This window comes from Streptomyces sp. NBC_01622 (genome assembly GCF_045209635.1).
GTDB lineage: Bacteria > Actinomycetota > Actinomycetes > Streptomycetales > Streptomycetaceae > Streptomyces.
Genome location: NZ_CP109293.1, coordinates 8,431,039 through 8,447,179, shown reverse-complemented (window position 1 = coordinate 8,447,179; position 16,141 = coordinate 8,431,039). Strand labels below are relative to the sequence as shown.

At 70.7% G+C, this 16,141-nt stretch carries 18 protein-coding genes; 4 read left to right on the top strand and 14 right to left on the bottom strand.

The features are described from left to right. Window positions 1-2: 2 nt before the first annotated feature. From OH768_RS39095 to OH768_RS39080, 4 genes are all read right to left on the bottom strand, one after another. Complete coding sequence (locus OH768_RS39095) at window positions 3-185, bottom strand: hypothetical protein (protein WP_406460935.1); 183 nt, start codon at window positions 183-185, stop codon at window positions 3-5. A gap of 179 nt (window positions 186-364) precedes the next feature. Further along, the gene (locus OH768_RS39090) at window positions 365-1,054 is read right to left on the bottom strand and encodes a DUF899 domain-containing protein (protein ID WP_406460934.1); all 690 of its coding nucleotides are present in this window, start codon (window positions 1,052-1,054) and stop codon (window positions 365-367) included. A gap of 98 nt (window positions 1,055-1,152) precedes the next feature. After that, window positions 1,153-2,334 carry a cytochrome P450 gene (locus OH768_RS39085; RefSeq protein ID WP_406460932.1) on the bottom strand — a complete coding sequence of 394 codons (1,182 nt, stop codon included), beginning with the start codon at window positions 2,332-2,334 and terminating at the stop codon, window positions 1,153-1,155. Window positions 2,335-2,355: 21 nt separating this feature from the next. Then, window positions 2,356-3,720 carry an amidohydrolase gene (locus OH768_RS39080; RefSeq protein WP_406460930.1) on the bottom strand — a complete coding sequence of 455 codons (1,365 nt, stop codon included), beginning with the start codon at window positions 3,718-3,720 and terminating at the stop codon, window positions 2,356-2,358. A 126-nt stretch (window positions 3,721-3,846) separates the two neighbouring features. On the opposite strand from OH768_RS39080, the gene OH768_RS39075 reads away from it, so the two are divergent. Next, the gene (locus OH768_RS39075; protein WP_406460929.1) at window positions 3,847-4,797 is read left to right on the top strand and encodes an endonuclease/exonuclease/phosphatase family protein; all 951 of its coding nucleotides are present in this window, start codon (window positions 3,847-3,849) and stop codon (window positions 4,795-4,797) included. 18 nt (window positions 4,798-4,815) lie between these two features. On the opposite strand, the gene OH768_RS39070 is transcribed toward OH768_RS39075, so the two are convergent. The 5 genes from OH768_RS39070 to OH768_RS39050 all read right to left on the bottom strand — a co-directional run bounded on the left by OH768_RS39070 (window position 4,816) and on the right by OH768_RS39050 (window position 8,924). After that, window positions 4,816-6,675, bottom strand: coding sequence for an FUSC family protein (locus OH768_RS39070; RefSeq protein WP_406460927.1), 1,860 nt, complete (start codon window positions 6,673-6,675; stop codon window positions 4,816-4,818). A gap of 190 nt (window positions 6,676-6,865) precedes the next feature. Then, window positions 6,866-7,627, bottom strand: coding sequence for a nucleotidyltransferase domain-containing protein (locus OH768_RS39065; protein ID WP_406460925.1), 762 nt, complete (start codon window positions 7,625-7,627; stop codon window positions 6,866-6,868). Further along, window positions 7,624-7,752 carry a hypothetical protein gene (locus tag OH768_RS39060; RefSeq protein WP_406460923.1) on the bottom strand — a complete coding sequence of 43 codons (129 nt, stop codon included), beginning with the start codon at window positions 7,750-7,752 and terminating at the stop codon, window positions 7,624-7,626. The genes OH768_RS39065 and OH768_RS39060 overlap by 4 nt, the downstream gene beginning before the upstream one ends. Window positions 7,753-7,828: 76 nt before the next feature. Continuing rightward, the gene (locus tag OH768_RS39055) at window positions 7,829-8,158 is read right to left on the bottom strand and encodes a hypothetical protein (protein ID WP_406460922.1); all 330 of its coding nucleotides are present in this window, start codon (window positions 8,156-8,158) and stop codon (window positions 7,829-7,831) included. 313 nt (window positions 8,159-8,471) lie between these two features. Continuing rightward, window positions 8,472-8,924 carry a hypothetical protein gene (locus OH768_RS39050; protein WP_406460920.1) on the bottom strand — a complete coding sequence of 151 codons (453 nt, stop codon included), beginning with the start codon at window positions 8,922-8,924 and terminating at the stop codon, window positions 8,472-8,474. 262 nt (window positions 8,925-9,186) lie between these two features. On the opposite strand from OH768_RS39050, the gene OH768_RS39045 reads away from it, so the two are divergent. Beyond that, entirely contained in the window at window positions 9,187-9,630 is a 444-nt protein-coding gene (locus OH768_RS39045; RefSeq protein ID WP_406460918.1) for a RidA family protein, read from the top strand. After that, entirely contained in the window at window positions 9,627-10,103 is a 477-nt protein-coding gene (locus tag OH768_RS39040) for a GNAT family N-acetyltransferase (RefSeq protein ID WP_406460916.1), read from the top strand. Before OH768_RS39045 ends, OH768_RS39040 begins: the two co-directional genes overlap by 4 nt. A gap of 1 nt (window position 10,104) precedes the next feature. On the opposite strand, the gene OH768_RS39035 is transcribed toward OH768_RS39040, so the two are convergent. The 3 genes from OH768_RS39035 to OH768_RS39025 form a co-directional block, all read right to left on the bottom strand. After that, the gene (locus OH768_RS39035; RefSeq protein WP_406460915.1) at window positions 10,105-11,052 is read right to left on the bottom strand and encodes a glycoside hydrolase family 6 protein; all 948 of its coding nucleotides are present in this window, start codon (window positions 11,050-11,052) and stop codon (window positions 10,105-10,107) included. Between the two features lie 221 nt (window positions 11,053-11,273). Continuing rightward, window positions 11,274-11,993, bottom strand: a complete 720-nt coding sequence (locus tag OH768_RS39030) for an aspartate/glutamate racemase family protein (RefSeq protein WP_406460913.1) — start codon at window positions 11,991-11,993, stop codon at window positions 11,274-11,276. Window positions 11,994-11,998: 5 nt separating this feature from the next. Continuing rightward, window positions 11,999-13,471 carry an NCS1 family nucleobase:cation symporter-1 gene (locus OH768_RS39025; protein WP_406460911.1) on the bottom strand — a complete coding sequence of 491 codons (1,473 nt, stop codon included), beginning with the start codon at window positions 13,469-13,471 and terminating at the stop codon, window positions 11,999-12,001. Window positions 13,472-13,664: 193 nt separating this feature from the next. Between OH768_RS39025 and OH768_RS39020 the strand changes: the two genes are divergently transcribed. Next, complete coding sequence (locus tag OH768_RS39020) at window positions 13,665-14,330, top strand: GntR family transcriptional regulator (protein ID WP_362980081.1); 666 nt, start codon at window positions 13,665-13,667, stop codon at window positions 14,328-14,330. Window positions 14,331-14,343: 13 nt separating this feature from the next. Here the strand turns inward: OH768_RS39020 and pip are convergent, their stop codons facing one another. Together pip and OH768_RS39010 are read right to left on the bottom strand one after the other, a co-directional pair. After that, on the bottom strand, window positions 14,344-15,306 hold the full coding sequence (gene pip, locus OH768_RS39015) for a prolyl aminopeptidase (RefSeq protein ID WP_406460909.1): 963 nt from the start codon (window positions 15,304-15,306) through the stop codon (window positions 14,344-14,346). A gap of 40 nt (window positions 15,307-15,346) precedes the next feature. Then, entirely contained in the window at window positions 15,347-16,039 is a 693-nt protein-coding gene (locus OH768_RS39010; protein WP_406460907.1) for a uracil-DNA glycosylase, read from the bottom strand. Between the last annotated feature and the right edge of the window lie 102 nt (window positions 16,040-16,141).

Here is a 16,141-nt window from a genome sequence, read left to right as displayed (position 1 = left end):
GGTCAGGCAGCCACGTCCACGGTGCCGGCGCTCCGCACGATCACCAGAAACATGTCGGTCGCGATGTCCATGACGACCTCGGCGGGCAGCCCTTCCAGACGGCGTGCCTGCGCGAACTCCTCCGCCGGCCACGAGCCACGCGGCCCGCCGGCGGGAAAACGCTGAAGCACCGTTCGCCCGTTCACCCTGTACCTCCCTGTCGTGCTGAACTCGGAGAGCTTCGTGAAGCCTCGTAGAGTTAAACGCCGACAGTACGGTGAACGGCTCGCGAAGTGACGGTACTGAGACATAGTCGACACCTGGCCACACATCTTCGGCACAGGTTCCCGTAACAGGTTTAAGGTATGCGGTCCCCGTACTCGTCTCAGTCCTCGTACTCGTCGTGATAGCGGATGCGCTCGCTGCCCGCGGGGGCCCCGAGCGCCGATGCGCGCCCCTTCGGCTGCTCCCACTCCTCCTGCCGCCCCAGCGCGGTCAGGTCCAGGAAGGACGTGGTCGAACCGAGCCCGTCGAGCCCGCGCTCGTAGGTCGAGTAGGTGTGGAACACCCGGTCGCGGTCCCGCAGGAAGCAGCTGACCCCGGGCCGCTCGACGGGCTCCCCGTCCCCGACGAGCGTCACGTCGAAGTCCCAGTTGAACTCCCCTCCGAAGGACGAGTACCAGGGCACCGTCCACCCCATCCGCGCCTTGAACGGCAGGATCTTCGTGTACGGCGCCCTCGACACGGCGGCGAACGTAGTGCCGCGCGCCTTCAGATGGGCGAGATGTCCGATCTGGTCGAGGAATGCCGAGCAGCTGCGGCAGCCCGCCTCCCACTCGGGCGCGAACATGAAGTGGTAGACGACGAGTTGGCCGCGCCCTTCGAAGAGGTCGAGCAGGGTGGCCTTCCCGTCGCCGCCCTCGAAGAGATATTCCTTGTCGATCTCCACCATGGGCAGCCCGCGCCGCTCGGTGTTGAGCGCGTCCCGCGCGCGCGTGGCCGCCTTCTCCTTGCCGAGCAGTTCCTCGCGCGCCGCGCGCCACTGCACACGCGAGACGATCTCCGGAAGCGACATGGGCCCTCCTGTGACAACGGTCCGTTGAGGGGTGGACCGGAGCACGGACCGGAACTCATCGCTGCCGCGAGAAACTTCTGGAGATTCGTCAGAAACTTCTAGAGATTCGTCGCGTACGACACCGGGAGCGCGAGCAGTCCCCGCGCGCGCAGCGAGGGCCGCCACCGCACCTCGCCCTCCCCCAGCTCCAGCCGGGGGAAGCGCTCCAGCAGGGCGGCGAGCGCGATCTCGGTCTCGGCGCGGGCCAGCGGCGCGCCCAGACAGTAGTGGATGCCGTGGCCCAGCGCGAGATGCCCGGTGGTGTCGCGGGTGAGGTCGAGCCGGTCCGGGTCGGGGAAGCGGTCCGGGTCGCGGTTCGCGGCGGACGCGGACACCCAGACCGTCTCGCCGGCGGGGATGGTGACCCCGCCGATGGTGACGTCCTCGACGGGGAAGCGCCGGATGGCGAGCAGCGCGGGCCCTTCGTAGCGCAGGAACTCCTCCACGGCGGCCGGGATTTGGGTGGGGTCCTTGCGCAACGCGGCCAGTTGCTCGGGGTGTTGCAGCAGAGCGAGCATGGCGTTCCCGATGAGCTGAACCGTGTTCTCGTACCCGGCGAAGAGGATCAGGAAGGCCAGCGACATCAGCTCGTCCTCGCTGAGCCGGTCGCCCTCGTCGCGTACGGCGGTCAGGTCGGAGAGCAGGTCGTCGCCGGGCTCCTCCCGTTTGTCGGCGAGGAGTCGGGTGAAGAAGCCGAGCATCGCGACGATCGCCTGCTTGCCGGCCTCGGGCGGTGTCCCGGGGGCGGGCGCGACCAGGGTGTCGGTCCACACCCGGAAGTCCCGCCGGTGCCGGTCGGGCACGCCGAGCAGGTCGCAGATGACGGTGATGGGCAGGGGCGCGGCGTAGGAGGCGATGAGGTCGGTGTCGCCGTTCTCCCCCAGTGCGTCGAGGAGTTGGTCGGCGGTGCGCCGAACGGGCGTACGGAGCTGCTCGGTTCGGCGCGGGGTGAAGGCACGGCCGACCAGGCGGCGGACGCGGGTGTGGTCCGGCGGGTCCATGTTGAGGAGGTTCGCGTCGAGCGCGGGCGGCAGCGCGAACCCCTTGTAAGTCCCGGCCGTGGCATGCCTCTTGTCCAGCGAGAGCCGCGGGTCGGCCAGCGCCGCCCGGACGTCCTCGTACCGGGTGACGAGCCAGGCGGGGGTGCCGTCGGGGCCGGCGATGCGGTGCACGGGGGCGCTGTCGCGCAGGCGCCGGTACACGTCGTACGGGTGGTCGAGAAGGCCGTCCGCGAGATCCATGGAGGACAGCCTAGAGGCAGCTCAGGTGTCGTATTCCTGAATGCGCCGGCCGTGGCTCCGGTCGACGAGCGCGGGCAGCCGATCCCCCAACTCCCGTACGACGGCGGGCACATCGAGGGTCAGCAGCTCTCGGTCGCGCATCAGGACCCGGCCGTCGACGATCGTGGTGCGGACGTCGGCGGAGCGGGCGCTGTGCACGAGGGTGGCGGCGAGGTCGTGGACGGGCTGGGTGTGCGGACCGGTGAGGTCGACGAGGATCAGGTCCGCCCGCCGCCCCGGCGCGATGGACCCGATCGAGTCACCCAGTCCGACCGCCCGGGCACTCTGGAGGGTGGCGTGGTGCAGCGCCTGACGGGACGTCAGCCAGCGCGGGTCGCCCTCGGTCGACTTCTGGACGAGGGACGTGAGGGCCATCGACTCCCACACGTCGAGGGAGTTGTTGGAGGCGGCGCCGTCCGTGGCCAGTCCGACCGGGATGCCGATGGCGCGCAGGGCGCGGATCGGAGTGGTGTCGGGCCAGCCGAACTTGAGGTAGCCGCGGGGTGCGGTGGCGACCGCGACACGGCCGGTCGCGCGCTCCAGGACGGGCAGGTCGCGGTCGATGATGCCGGTGCCGTGGGCGATGAGCAGGTCGGTGCCCAACAGGCCGGTGCGGTCGAGGACTTCGATCGGAGTGACGCCGTGGCGGGCGAGGCTGGTGTCGGTCTGGTCGCGGTTCTCGGCGGCGTGGAGGTGGACGGGGAGGCCGTGTTCCAGGGCGAGTCGGGTGGTGGCGGCGAGGTCGGCGTCGGTCACGGTGTACGGGGCGTGCGGGGCGAGGGAGGTGGTGATGCGGCCGTCGGCCGAGCCCCGGTGCCGTAGCGCGAACTCCACCGACTTCTCCCGGCCTTGAGGTCCCTGGGAGGAGAAGTAGGCCTCGCCGAGGTGGGCGCGGATCCCGCACTCGGCGACCACGGCGGCGACCGTGTCCATCGAGAAGTAGTGGTCGGCGAAGCAGGTGACCCCGGCGCGGACCATCTCGGCGCAGGCGAGCCGCGCCCCCAACTCCACGTCTTTTTCGGTGAGGTTGGACTCGACGGGCCAGACGACGTCGTTGAACCACTCCTCCGTGGGCAGGTCCTCTGCGAGCCCGCGCAGCGCGACCATCGGCGCGTGGGTGTGGCAGTTGATCAGCCCCGGCATGGCGACCTGCCCGCGCGCGTCGAGGTGTTCGACGGCGGCGAGGCCGGCCACGTCCGCCGCGCTCGTCACCGACGCGACGAGCCCGTCCCGTACGACGATCGCGGCGTCCTCCCGGAACCCGATCCGCTCTTGATCGTCGTGCACGAGGACGATGCATCGGGTGATGATGAGATCGGCGGCAGCTTCGGTTCGAGAGGGCCTCATCACGCCAACGTACGACGCCGTCCTCGCGTCGCGTGAGCCGAACCGCTCATCCCGGCGTTGCGCTGGCCCGGACCGGTCCGGGCCAGCACCCTTGGCTCAGGACAAGGCTTCTGGAAGGAGCCCGACATGCTCCTCGGCACCTGGAACCTGGAGAACCTGTACCGTCCCGGCGGCCCGTTCGGCCCCAAGGACAAGGCCACCTACGAGACGAAACTCGCCGCCCTGGCCGCGGTGATCACGGAGCTGGACCCGGTGTTGCTGGGCGTCCAGGAGGTCGGGGAGCCCGAGGCGCTCCAGGACTTGGCCGGGATGCTGACCGGCGAGTGGCACATCGCCCTGTCCACGCATCCGGACGGCCGGGGCATCCGGGTCGGCTTCCTCAGCCGTACAGCACCACAGGTGATCGCCGACACAAACGCGTTCCCGGCGAAGTTTCGCCCGGTGCAGTCCGACGACTCGGGCGGCCAGGAGTCGGCCGCGGGCCGCGGCTTCCTGGCGGTGGAGGTCACGACGGACACCGGCGCGCTGACCGTAGCGGTCGCCCATCTGAAGTCGAAGCTGCTGACGTACCCGGGGAACCGTTTCTTCCCCCACGACGAGGGTGAACGGGCCCGGTACGGCGCCTACGCCCTCTACCGGCGGGCCGCCGAGGCGGCGACCCTGCGGGCGCTGGCCGACGAACTGCTGGCCGGTGACGGCCGTACCCGGGACGTGGCGGTACTCGGCGACATGAACGACGAGGTGCAGGCGGCCACCACACAGATCCTGCTCGGCCCGCCCGGCTCCGAGATCGGCACACCCGGCTACGACCGGCCGGACCAGGGCGACGCGGTCCGGCTGTGGGACGTGGCCCCGCTCATCCCCGCCGACCAGCGCTACTCCCGGATCGACTCCGGGCGCCGCGAACTGATCGACCACATTCTGGCCAGCCATCACCTGGTGCACCGGGTGACGGCGGCGGGGACGGGACTGCCCGGTGCGCAAGCGCCCCAACTGCCGTCCGTGGGACCGGATCCGGCGGCGCGGCGCGAGGCGCCGGGGTCGGACCACGCACCGGTGTGGGTGCGGGTGGAGTGACCGGGACGGTCCAAGTGGCTATACCGCGACCGGGAGTTCGATGGCGCGCAGCCCGACCCGTCCCCGCCCCCGCTCGAACTCCTCCAGCAGTTCGGTGAGTTGCTCGATGTGCCGACGGGTGAGCCGTCCCGTGTCGTCGAGGTGGACGGCGCAGGCGGTGGTGGTGTCGACGAGCCGTTCGAGGACGGCGGCGACCTCGTCGGTGCCCTCCGTGTGCCGGGCGAGGGCGGGGAGTTCGGCTGCCGAGACGGCGATGGCGCCGCGGGCCTCGGCGAGCGTGCGGTAGGCCTCGCGGCGCAGGGTCCAGCGCTCGGCGCGGTCGCCGGACTCGCTCAGCACGTGTACGAGGTAGGCGTGCGCGGCGTCGCCCGCCGCCGCGAGCCGGGCGCGCACTCCCCCGCCGCTCTTCCCCGGCATCGGCAGATGCCCGACGATCAGCACGATCGCGCAGGCCATCAGCGTCTCCCCGATCCGGCCTGCGGAGGCCTGCGGTTCGCCGCCGACCATCACGAGGGAGAGCACGAGGACGGTGACGACGGCGGTCTGCGCGGCGAAGTGCCGGGTGGCGACGGGAATGAGCGCCCCGCTGAGCGCCACGAGCGCGACGAGCCCCTCGGGCCGGGGCAGCACGGCGGCGAACCCGGCGAAGAGCAGCGCCCCCAGCACGGTCCCCGCCGCCCGGCACAGCACCCGGGAGGCGAGCGGTCCGAGGTCGGGCTTGACGAGGAAGACGGCGGTGGCGGGCAACCAGTACCAGTGCTCGTGCAGCCCGTACCAGCGGGCCTGGTGCAAGGCCTGCGCGACACCGGCACTGGCCCCGAAGCAGAGGGCGACCCGCAGCCCGTACTCCCGCCCTCCGGCCCCAAATGCCGTACGAAGCAGATCAGTTGCCGTCCGCCTCCGCGTGTGCAGATCACTCCCCTCCGCCTGGTCGAAGGCGTCGGCGGCGTGCAGCAGGGCGTCGTCGAGGGCGCGCAGCGCGGGCGCGGAACGGTTCGGGGCGGGCAGCGGCCCGGTGTGCGCGTTGTCGCGCACGGCGGCGGCGAGTCGACGCGGCCCTTCGCCCACCCGGGCCGACACCGCCTCCCCCGCCCAGGCGAGCGCGGTCGCGGCCTCGGCCAGCGGCAGCGCGGCGGCGTACTGCCCGTGCAGCCGCCGCTCGGCCGCGGAACTGGCGTACCGCCGCAACCGGGGCCCGGCAAGGGCGTCCTGCGCGTGATCGAGAGCGGCGGTGAGCGCGGCGCGCCGGGCCGTCGCCTCCGGACCGCCGGTGGCGTCGAGCAGCGCGGCGATCGCGTCGTACACGGCGGCTACGGCGTCCCGCTCGCCGTCGAAGCGGTAGTCGCCGGCGATGGCCCCGGGCGTGGGCAGTGCCAGCCGCAGCCCGACCAGCCAGGCGGCCCCGGCGAGAAACGCGAGGGCCCGCTGCCAGCCCGGTTCGGGCAGGGGCATCCCGGCACCGATGGCGGAGGCGACGAGCAGTTGCGTACCGGCACCGGACGCGACCGGCCCGATGGCGCTGAACCCGCCTGCGACCAGCCCGATCCCGGTGAGGAGAAGCGTCAGCGTGACAGCTCCGACATGCTCCCCGGCATAGGTCCCGACGAGCAGCCCCGAGGCGCCCGCGAGGGCGGGCCCGCCGAGCCGCTTGACGGAGGCCCGCCGACTGCCGGGCCGGTCGTTGATCCCGGCGAGCATCGCCCCGAGCGCGGCCAGCACCCCGAGGGACGTACGCCCGACGAGCACGGCGACGAGGAGAAGCGGCCCGGCGGACAGCGCCCCCCGCGTGACCGCGCTCCAGGGAACCGGCCCGCGCTGGGCCCGGAGCGTGTGGGCGAGCCAGGGTGGAAGGGAGACCGCGACGGTACGACGGGACACAGGGCTCCTGTCTTGACGAGGGCGGGGTGTGCCTTCGGGCGACGGTGGCCGGGGCGGAGACTGAGGCTGTGTGTCCACGGTAGTTCGGGGACTTGTGCGGAACGGGCCGGTGGTATTTCGGGGGTGTGAAGGTTGGCCGGTGGGGGGCTTTCTTTATGAACGCAACGCCCGGAACACAGCTTCCGCTTCCTTATGCGCGCAGCGCCTGGAGAACTGCTTCCGCGTCGGAGACCGCACGGGTGAGCGCCTCCGGTTCCGGGCGCAGCCCCGCCACGATGTCGTCGACGCGCCGCAGCCCGGCCCGCTCCAGCAGCCGCTTCTCGTTCGTCACCCACTCCCCGCGCCCCGCCAGCACACCGTGCCCGGCCTGTACGGCGGCCACGGCGAGCGCGCCGGCGACCTCGGTGAGGCGGCCCTTCGGCGCGTGGTTGTCCCGCGCATACGCGAGGGTGGCGCGGGCGGTGCCGTGCCAGCGTTCGGCGGCGGAGTGCCGCAGTTTCTCGGGATACGTGTCGGGGCGGGGCAGTTCACCCCGCAGCACATGGTTGATCGCGAGTTCGGCGACGACCAAGTAGCTGGGGATTCCTGCGAGATGGAACAACAACGGCTCCACCCGGAAACGCCCTTCCACCGCCTCCGCCAACTCCCGCTCCACCACGTCCAGATCGCGATAGTGCACGTCGACCCGCCGCCCGTCGACGGTCAGCCAGGCACCCCCGTTGAAGACTCCCCCGCCCCAGCCGCCGACCTCTGAGACCTCCCCCTCCCAGCCGAGGGCGCGGAGTTCGGCGGGGTCGAAGGGGCCGCGGTAGTAGACCGCCAAGTCCCAGTCGCTGTCGGGGCGGTGGGTGTCCTGGGCGCGGGAGCCACCCAGGGCGACTGCTCGCACGGTCGGCAATTCGGCGAGAAGGTCCGCGACTCCGCCGAGGAACGTCTCGTCTTCGATGGTCACTGGACGGACCCCATGGCCCGCACGTCCGACTCGGGAGCCAGCTGCCCCCAGCCGCAGCTCACCATGTGCGTCACCAACGCGGTGCCACCCGCCGACGTGGGTGGGGACAGCTTCGCATCCACCAAGTCCAGCCCCTTTCCGCGCAGTTCAAGACTCCACGGTAGTCCGACCCTCGGCGCGGGGAGGCTGCTTTCCGTGGTGTCAGGAAGCGGGCCTGTCGGTCGAGGAGATCTGCGCGGCCTCCTGCCGGGACCAGCTCTCGTCCTTGACCCCGACGAGCTTGATCAGACCGGTGGCGCTGCGGGAGTTGAGGGCGTCCACGTAAGCCTCGACGGCGTGGCGTGCCCCATCGGGGGATCCGGAGGATACCGAGTGGGGGAGTTCGGCCTTGTCGTCATGGGTCGAGCAGCCGGTGACGACGGCCAGCACGGCCAAGAGACGTCGACGTTCCACAGTGCGCTCCTCCGACTTGGCGGTGTCGGACGCGCTGCTGTCGGGCAGCGGGGTGGTGTCGGCCGCGTCCTCCTTCACGCAGGAGCAACGGCTCGCGCAGTGTGGTCAGTTCGGTGCGCATCGCCTCGGCCTGCGGCCAGGCAGCGGTGAAGGGGCGTCGCGTGAAGCCGTCGGGCCGATTGTCAGTGGCACACGCTTCACTTGAGTGGTCACTGAGAGTCACCACGAGGGAGCGGTCGATGGCACCGTACGAAACGAATGAGAACGGGCAGGAGCAGGGGTCGGCGGGCGGCGACGACGCACGGGCCGCTCGTACACAGCTCTCATTGGCCGGGTTGCGCGCTCGGGGATGGACAGCCGGGATGGTGCGTCAACTGCTCGGTGGACCAGATCAGTTCCGGGTGAATCCGCATTTCCGGGCGGCCCCGCGGACCCGTCTGTACTGCGTGGAGCGGGTCGAGGCCGCCGAGCGGAGTGAGGAGTTCCGGGCCGTGTCGGCGGCTGCGAGCTGGCGGGACTGGCGGTCGAGCACCGCGATCGGCGGGGTGAGGAGGGGGGACGTGAGTCCGGGGGATACGAGCGAGGGGCACCCTCGGCGGATCCCGCGGCGGTCGAGAGCACCGATCCCGCCGCGCTCGACCGGTGGAAGGTCGACTATCTGCGTCACCGGTTGCTTCGCTACGACGACCTTCTGCACGGGCTCGGGAGTGCCGGGCGGGCCGCGGCCGAGGAGTTGCTCCGGCGGCGGCTCTACGTGGCCATCACCGAGGCGTACCCGCTCCTTGCACAGGAGTGCGAACGCCGGCTGTCTGAACGGGAGTGCGGTCCACCTCCGGAATGACATGCCTGGGCGATGTTCCCGGCACCCTTGGCCGGCCACGGGCAGCGGACCGTCCACCACCACCTGGGCCGCAAGATCGGGGTCTTCGAGCGGGTGGCACGGGAGGACGGCCGGCGAGTGGAGAGCCCGTATCCCTGCCCCTCCGCCTTCGGAGTCTCCGCGTCTCCGCGAAAATTGGGGTGCGATCAGCGTCGTCCCTGTGATCGGCTGCCCTCCGCGCCGCGCCGACCGCCGATTGTCGATCGACCGATCCCTGGGAGCCCCCGTGCTCGAACGCGTCACCGCCCCGGCCCTCTTCCCACCGCCCACGTACTCCCATGCCACCGTCGTCGAAGCCGGTACGAAGCTCGCCTTCCTTGCCGGGGCCGTGCCGCTCGGCGCCGACGGCAAGGTGGTCGGTGAGGGGGACGCGGTGCGGCAGGCCGAGCGGGTGCTGGTGAATCTGGGTGAGCAACTGCGGGCGGTCGGCAGCGACTTGGGGCATGTCGTGGCGACGGACGTGTACGTCGTGAGTAGTGAGCCCTCGGTGCTGTCCGCCGTGTGGGAGGTGGTCGAGGCATCCGGGCTGAGCGTGGGGCCGCACTCGTCCACGCTCGTCGGCGTGGCCTGCCTCGGGTACACCGGGCAGCTCGTGGAGATCACGGCGACAGCCGTCGTACCAGCCGTACCGGTCGCATCGTCCGTACCGGAAGAGGTGGCGCGGCCGTGAATCCCGACCCCGAGACCGTCGTCGCCCTCCGCCGGGCGACCGCCCCCGACGCGCGTCCCGCCGCCGACGTGTGGTTGCGGTCCTTCGCCGCCGCACTGCCGACCGTTGTCAGCCCGCGGTCCGCCGACGACGTGCGCGAATACTTCCGGGACGTCGTCGTGCCGCTGCGCGAGGTCTGGGTGGCCGACGCGGGGGACGGTGGCGGAGTCGTGGGGCTGATGGTGCTCAACGGCGGTCTGCTGTCGCAGCTCTACCTCGATCCGGACTGGCGCGGGCGCGGCCTCGGGGACCGGTTCGTGGAGCTGGCAAAGGAGCGGAGTCCGGTGGGCCTGCAGCTGTGGACCTTCCAGGTCAACAAGCCCGCCCACCGGTTCTACGAGCGGCACGGCTTCGTCGCCGTCGAGTTCACGGACGGCAGCAGCAACGAGGAACGGGAGCCGGACGTGCGGTACGTGTGGGAGCCCAAGTCCTAGGTCAGGGGCCTGCGTTGCGGGCCAGTTCCAAGGCGCACGACGGCCACCACTGGCCCGCTGCCGGGCCGCCCCGGCAGGTGCCGTCGGACTCACCGGGGCGTTTGATCCACAGGTAGGCGTCGAGAAGGGGGTTGTCCGTGCGGGTCGTCGGCGGGGTGTCCAGTGCGCGGCCCGGCGGATTGCACCACGCGTCGGTGCCGGAGTAGGGGCCGTTGCCGTTGCGGCTGGTGTCGATGACGTAGTGCTTGCCCGCGAGGTCCTTGGAGAGCTGGTCGCCGTACGCCGAACTCACCTTGTCCGTCCGGAAGTTGGAGACATTCAGGGCAACCCCGTCGGCACGGGCGACCCCGGACGCCTTCAGCGCGTCGACCAGTCGCCAGGCCTCGGGGATCCAGCCGGAGTTGCCGGCGTCGAGGTAGACGTGGGTGCGCGGCTGGCGTTTGAGGCGGTAGACGGCGTACGCGAGCAGGGCGTAGCGGTCGTTCGCCACGACCCGGGTGCAGTCGGCGACCACCTGAGCGACGGCGTCCGGTTCGACGATGACGTAGGCGCCCCGGTCACCGAGCGCGGTCGCGAACTCGTCGATCCAGGCGCGGTAGGCAGCCGCGGTGGAGGCGCCGCCCAGGGAGTACTGGCCGCAGTCGCGGTTCGGGATGTAGTACGCCACGAGTACGGCGACGCGGCCGGTGCGGACGGCGGCCGTGGTGCGGGCCCGCACGACGGCGCCGGGGTTCGGGCCGTTGAGCCACTCCGCGACCGGCCTGCCGGCGATACGGTCCAGCAACGCGGCGTCGGCTGTTCGGCCGTCCTCGCGCCAGGTGGTCGCTTGCTGCGCGGCTCGGGAGTCGGGATCGGTCCAGAAGGGTTCCGGTACTTCGCGAGTCGCCCCAGCACAGCAGAGTCCTGTGAGGAGTGTGGCGAGAAGGGCTCGGCGTACCGGCGTGGGCAAGGGTGACTCCGTTCTCGCCGGTGGTGATTCGTCCTTCCGGGAGTCTGCGGGGGTCGGTCCGCGAGTCGCTGTGGCGTCGGTCAGGTCGCTGCAAGATCACCCCTACGGATGCGATGCGCGCTACCGAGAGGGGTGCGACGTGCTGTCCGGCGACTGCGGCGCCGTCGTGGCTGGTCGCGCCCGCGCTGCGGAGCCGCATATCGATACAGCCCCGCGCCCCTTCAGGGGCGCCGCCCCCAGGTCCGTTTCTTCGGTACCGGGCTCGCATAGCTCCCCGCCCTGCTCGTCCTCAGCCCCAGCCCGACCAGCGACTCCGCCAGCTTCACCGCCGCGCCGACCCCGTCCACCACCGGCAGTCCCAGCTTCTCCCCCACCGCCCGTTGCAGCCCCGTCATTCCGGCGCAGCCCAGCACCAGCACCTCGGCCCCGGCCTCCCGGGCCCGCTCGGCCGCCGCGAGGAACGCCGTCTCTGTCCGTTCCCCGTCGTCCCCCAGGTCGAGCACGCTCAGCCCCGTCCCCACGACCGCCGCGCAGTTGCGACCCACCCCCGCCAACTCCAGGCTGTCCTCGATCTGGCCGCACGAGCGTTCCAGCGTGGTGACGACGCCGTACCGGCGGCCCAGCAGACAGGCCAGATGGGCAGCCGCCTCGGTGATGTCGACGACCGGTACGTCCACCAACTCCCGGACGCCTTCCCGTCCGTGCTCCCCGAAGCCGGCCATGACGACCGCGTCGTAGGACGGGCCGTCGTATGTCCGCAGCAGGTCCATGACGGCCGCCGCCGAGAGGTAGCTGTCGAGCCATCCCTCCGCCGACTCCGGTCCCCAGGCGGGGGTCAGTCCGGTCACGGTGGTGCCCGGGCCTGCGGCGGCCCGGGCACCTCGTACGATCTCTTCGGTCATCTCCTGCGTGGTGTTGCAGTTGGTGACGACGATGCGCACTCCGCTCAGACCTCCACCGGCTTGAGGGCGGGTTCGGCGGCGGCTCGCTCGGAGCGGCAGATCAGCAGGTACAGGCCGGCGCCGAGTGCCGTGCCGATGAACCAGGAGTACGGGGCGACATCGCTGAACGTCTTCACCAGTGCGAGTACGGCCGCGACGCCCGCCGAGGGCAGGAACGCCCACAGGGCCTTGGGGTTGACGCCCTTGCGGTAGTAGTAGCGGGAACCGGGGGTCGCGTCGAAGAGTTCGTCGACGTCGATACGGCCGCGCTTCACCCAGTAGTAGTCGACCATGATCACGCCGAACAGCGGGCCCAGGAAGGCGCCGAGGCCACCGAGGAAGTAGTTGACGACCGTGGGGTTCGAGAAGAGGTTCCACGGAGTGACGACCAGTGCCGCGACCGTGCTGATCATTCCGCCGATCTTGAAGGTGATCTTCTGCGGCCAGACGTTGGCCAGGTCGTACGCCGGGGAGACGAAGTTGGCGACGATGTTGACGCCCATGGTGGCGACGGCGAACGTGAACGCGCCCAGCACCATCACCCAGGTGTTGCCGACCTTGGCGACCAACTCGGCCGGGTCGGTAATGGCTTGGCCCCAGACCTCCAGCGAGCCGGCCGTGACGATCACCGAAACGACCACGAACGCCGTGGAGTTGATGGGCAGGCCCCAGAAGTTGCCGCGGCGGACGGTCTTGTAGTCCGGCGCGAAGCGGGAGAAGTCGCAGAAGTTGAGCATCAGCGTGCCGTAGGTGGCGAGGATCAGGCCGATCGCGCCGAACCACTGACGCCACTGCTCGCCGAACGAGACCGGGTGCGGGGTGGAGGTCAGCGAGATCGACCAACCGGCCTTCGCCAGCACCCAGATGGCCAGCGCGATCATCACCAGCCAGATCGCCGGGCCGCAGAAGTCCTGGAACTTCCGTACTGACTCCATGCCTTGACTGATGATCACCGCCTGGATCAGCCACAGGGTCACGAAGGAGACCCAGCCGAGGGCGTCAAGTCCCAGGAAGGAGTGGTGAGTCCAGGATTCCAGCCCCGGCCAGGCGGCCAGCAGCATCACGTTGACGGCGACGGAGGCCAGGTAGGTCTGGATGCCGTACCACATGATGGCGATCACGGCCCGGATCAGGGCCGGGATGTTGGCACCCCACACGCCGAAGCTGATGCGGCTGACGACCGGGAACGGGACGCCGTGCGCCTGTCCGATCTTCCCCATCCAGTTCATGCCGACGTAGATGAGCACGAAGCCGACGAGGAGGGAGGTGAAGACCTGCCAGACGTTCATGCCGAGGACCAGCAGGCCCGCGGCGAAGGTGTAGTTGCCGAGGTTGTGGACGTCCGACATCCACATGGCGAAGAGGTCGAAGACCTTCCAGTTGCGCTTGTCGGCGGGGGCGAGGTCTTCGTTGGTGAGCCGGGGGTCGGGGACGAACGCTGGTGTACCGGTGGCTTCGGCACGGTCGGCGAGGGACACGGGGCCTCCAGGGCAAGGGGACGGAGGTGCGAGGAGGGGTGGGGGGTGGGGTGGGAGAAGGGGGAAACAGGACGGCCGTCGACGTCGTTTGGTATACCAAACTTCGGTCATAGTCCTCCCGTCAACCGTTCCGACCGATGTCCCCACTGTTAACGCTCCGTAAAAGACCCCCGGAGTCGGCGAAGATGGCCCCATGAGCTCCATGACAGCGAAGATCGAACCCCTCGGGGCGGTGCGCGAACGCGTCCTGGCGACCCTGCGGCAGGACATCATCGCCGGTCGCCTCCGTCCCGGAGACCGACTGGTGGAGCGCGAACTGGCCGAACGCTTCGGGGTCTCGCGGGTGCCGGTCCGGGAGGCGATCCGGGCCCTGGTCGCGGAGGGCTTCGTCCTGTTCGAGTCGGCGCGCCGCACGGTCGTACGACGGCTGACCCCGACCGACGTCAAGGAACTGTTCGAGCTGCGCGAGGCGCTGGAGGTGTACGCGGCCGGGCTCGCCGCGTCCCGCGCCACTCCTCAAGCACTCGCCGAACTACGGGAGCTGCTGGACAGCGCGGCGGAGGCCACCAGGTCCGACGACGCCGAGGCGATCACCGATGTCAACACCCGCTTCCACGACCGCATCCTGGCGCTGGCCGGCAACAGCCTGCTGATCTCGGTCATGGAACCGGTCGACGGCCGACTGCGCTGGCTCACCCGGCAGAACGAGGAGTGGCCCCAACTCCTCACCGAGCACGAGGAGTTGTACGAGGCGATCGCCTCCGGCGACCCGGACCGCGCCCGCGCCCACGCCCTCAGCCACGTCCAGGCGAACTACCGCTCCACGGTGCGCCACCTCTTCGGTGACGAACTGGGCTAGCCGACCAACTTGGCTAACGGCGGGCGTACTTGTCCGTCGCCGCCACCAGCGCCTCCGCGACACCGGGCGCGCTCGCATCGTGCCCGGCCTCGTCCACGATCACCAACTCGCTCTCGGGCCAGGCATGTTGAAGCCGCCAGACGATACCGAGAAGGTTGCCGAGGTCGAGGCTGCCTTGGACGAGGGTGCCGGGGATGCCTTTGAGCAGGTGCGCGTCCCGGAGCACGACGCCCTCGTCGTTGTCCTCGCCGAGAAAGTGGTCGTTGCCGAAGTAGTGCGTGACGGTGCGGGCGAAGCACATACGGAACTCCGGGTCCTCGTACCGCTTTTCGGAGCGCGGTGGGGCGGGGATGATCGCCGTCTCCCAGTCGGTCCACGCACGTGCCGCCCGCTCCCGCACCGCCCGGTCGGGAGACTCGATGAGCTGGTTGAAGGCGGCGGCGAGGTTCCCGTCGCGTTCCCCCACGGGCAGTTCACCGACGAACCATTCGAACGCCTCCGGGAAGAGTTTCCCAAGTCCCCTGGTCAGCAAGGCCACTTCGCGATTGGATCCGGTGGCGACGCAGGTCAGCACCAGCTCGGACACCGCTTCGGGATGCGTCTGCGCGTACCGCAGTCCGAGCACCGACCCCCATGACGCGCCCCGCACCAGCCATCGTTCGATCCCCAAGTACCGTCGCAGCAGCTCCAGATCGGCGATCAGGTGAGCCGTCGTGTTCACGCTCATGTCGGTGTCGTAGGCGCTCGCGTGCGGGGTGGAGCGTCCGCACCCGCGCTGGTCGAGCAGCACGATCCGGTAGGCGGCGGGGTCGAAGAAGCGCCGGGGGTAAGGCGAACAGCCCGATCCCGGGCCGCCGTGCAGCACGACCGCCGGCTTGCCGTGCGGGTTTCCGCAGGTCTCCCAGTAGACGAGGTTGCCGTCTCCGACGTCGAGCATGCCGTGGTCGTACGGTTCGATCTCCGGATACAGGCCCATCCGGCGACCCTAACGTCCGCCGCGAAACCCCTGCCACCGGTTATGGCGCGGTCGGCAGCCCCGCCGCCCCGGCCGCCGTGCGCAGCACGTCCCGCAGCATCGCGGGGGTGAGCTTCCCGGTGAAGGTGTTGCGCTGGCTGACGTGGAAGCAGCCGAAGAGGTCGAGGCCGTCGAGCGACACTCGCACCCCGTGCCCGAACACCGGTCGCGGCCTCGGCACGGCCCACCCCGCCGCCGCGAACGCGGGCAACGCGGCCTGCCAGCCGAAGCCGCCGAGCACGATCGCGGCCTTCAACGTCGGCCGCAGCAGCGTCAGTTCGTCGACGAGCCAGGAGCGGCAGGTGTCCCGCTCCTCGGGGGTGGGCTTGTTGGCGGGCGGCGCGCAGCGCACCGGCGAGGTGATGCGCACGCCGTACAGCTCCAGGCCGTCGTCGGCACTCACGGCGGTCGGCTGCGAGGCGAGACCCACGTCGTACAGGGCCTCGTACAGTACGTCCCCGGAGCGATCACCCGTGAACATGCGGCCGGTCCGGTTCGCACCGTGCGCGGCCGGGGCGAGGCCGATGATCAGCAGGGGTGCGTCGGCGGGACCGAAGCCGGGTACCGGGCGGCCCCAGTACGTCCAGTCGGCGAAGGCCGCGCGTTTGGTGCGGGCGACCTCCTCGCGCCAGGCGACCAGCCGGGGGCAGGCCCGGCAGCCGGTGATCCTCCGATCGAGGTCGGACAGGTTCATCCCCTCACCGTACGGGCTCCGGCGATCACCGTACGGACTCCGGTGCGGACCGCGCCGAGCACCGGGCAGCCGCGGATCACCCTGACCAGCAGCATCGGCAAC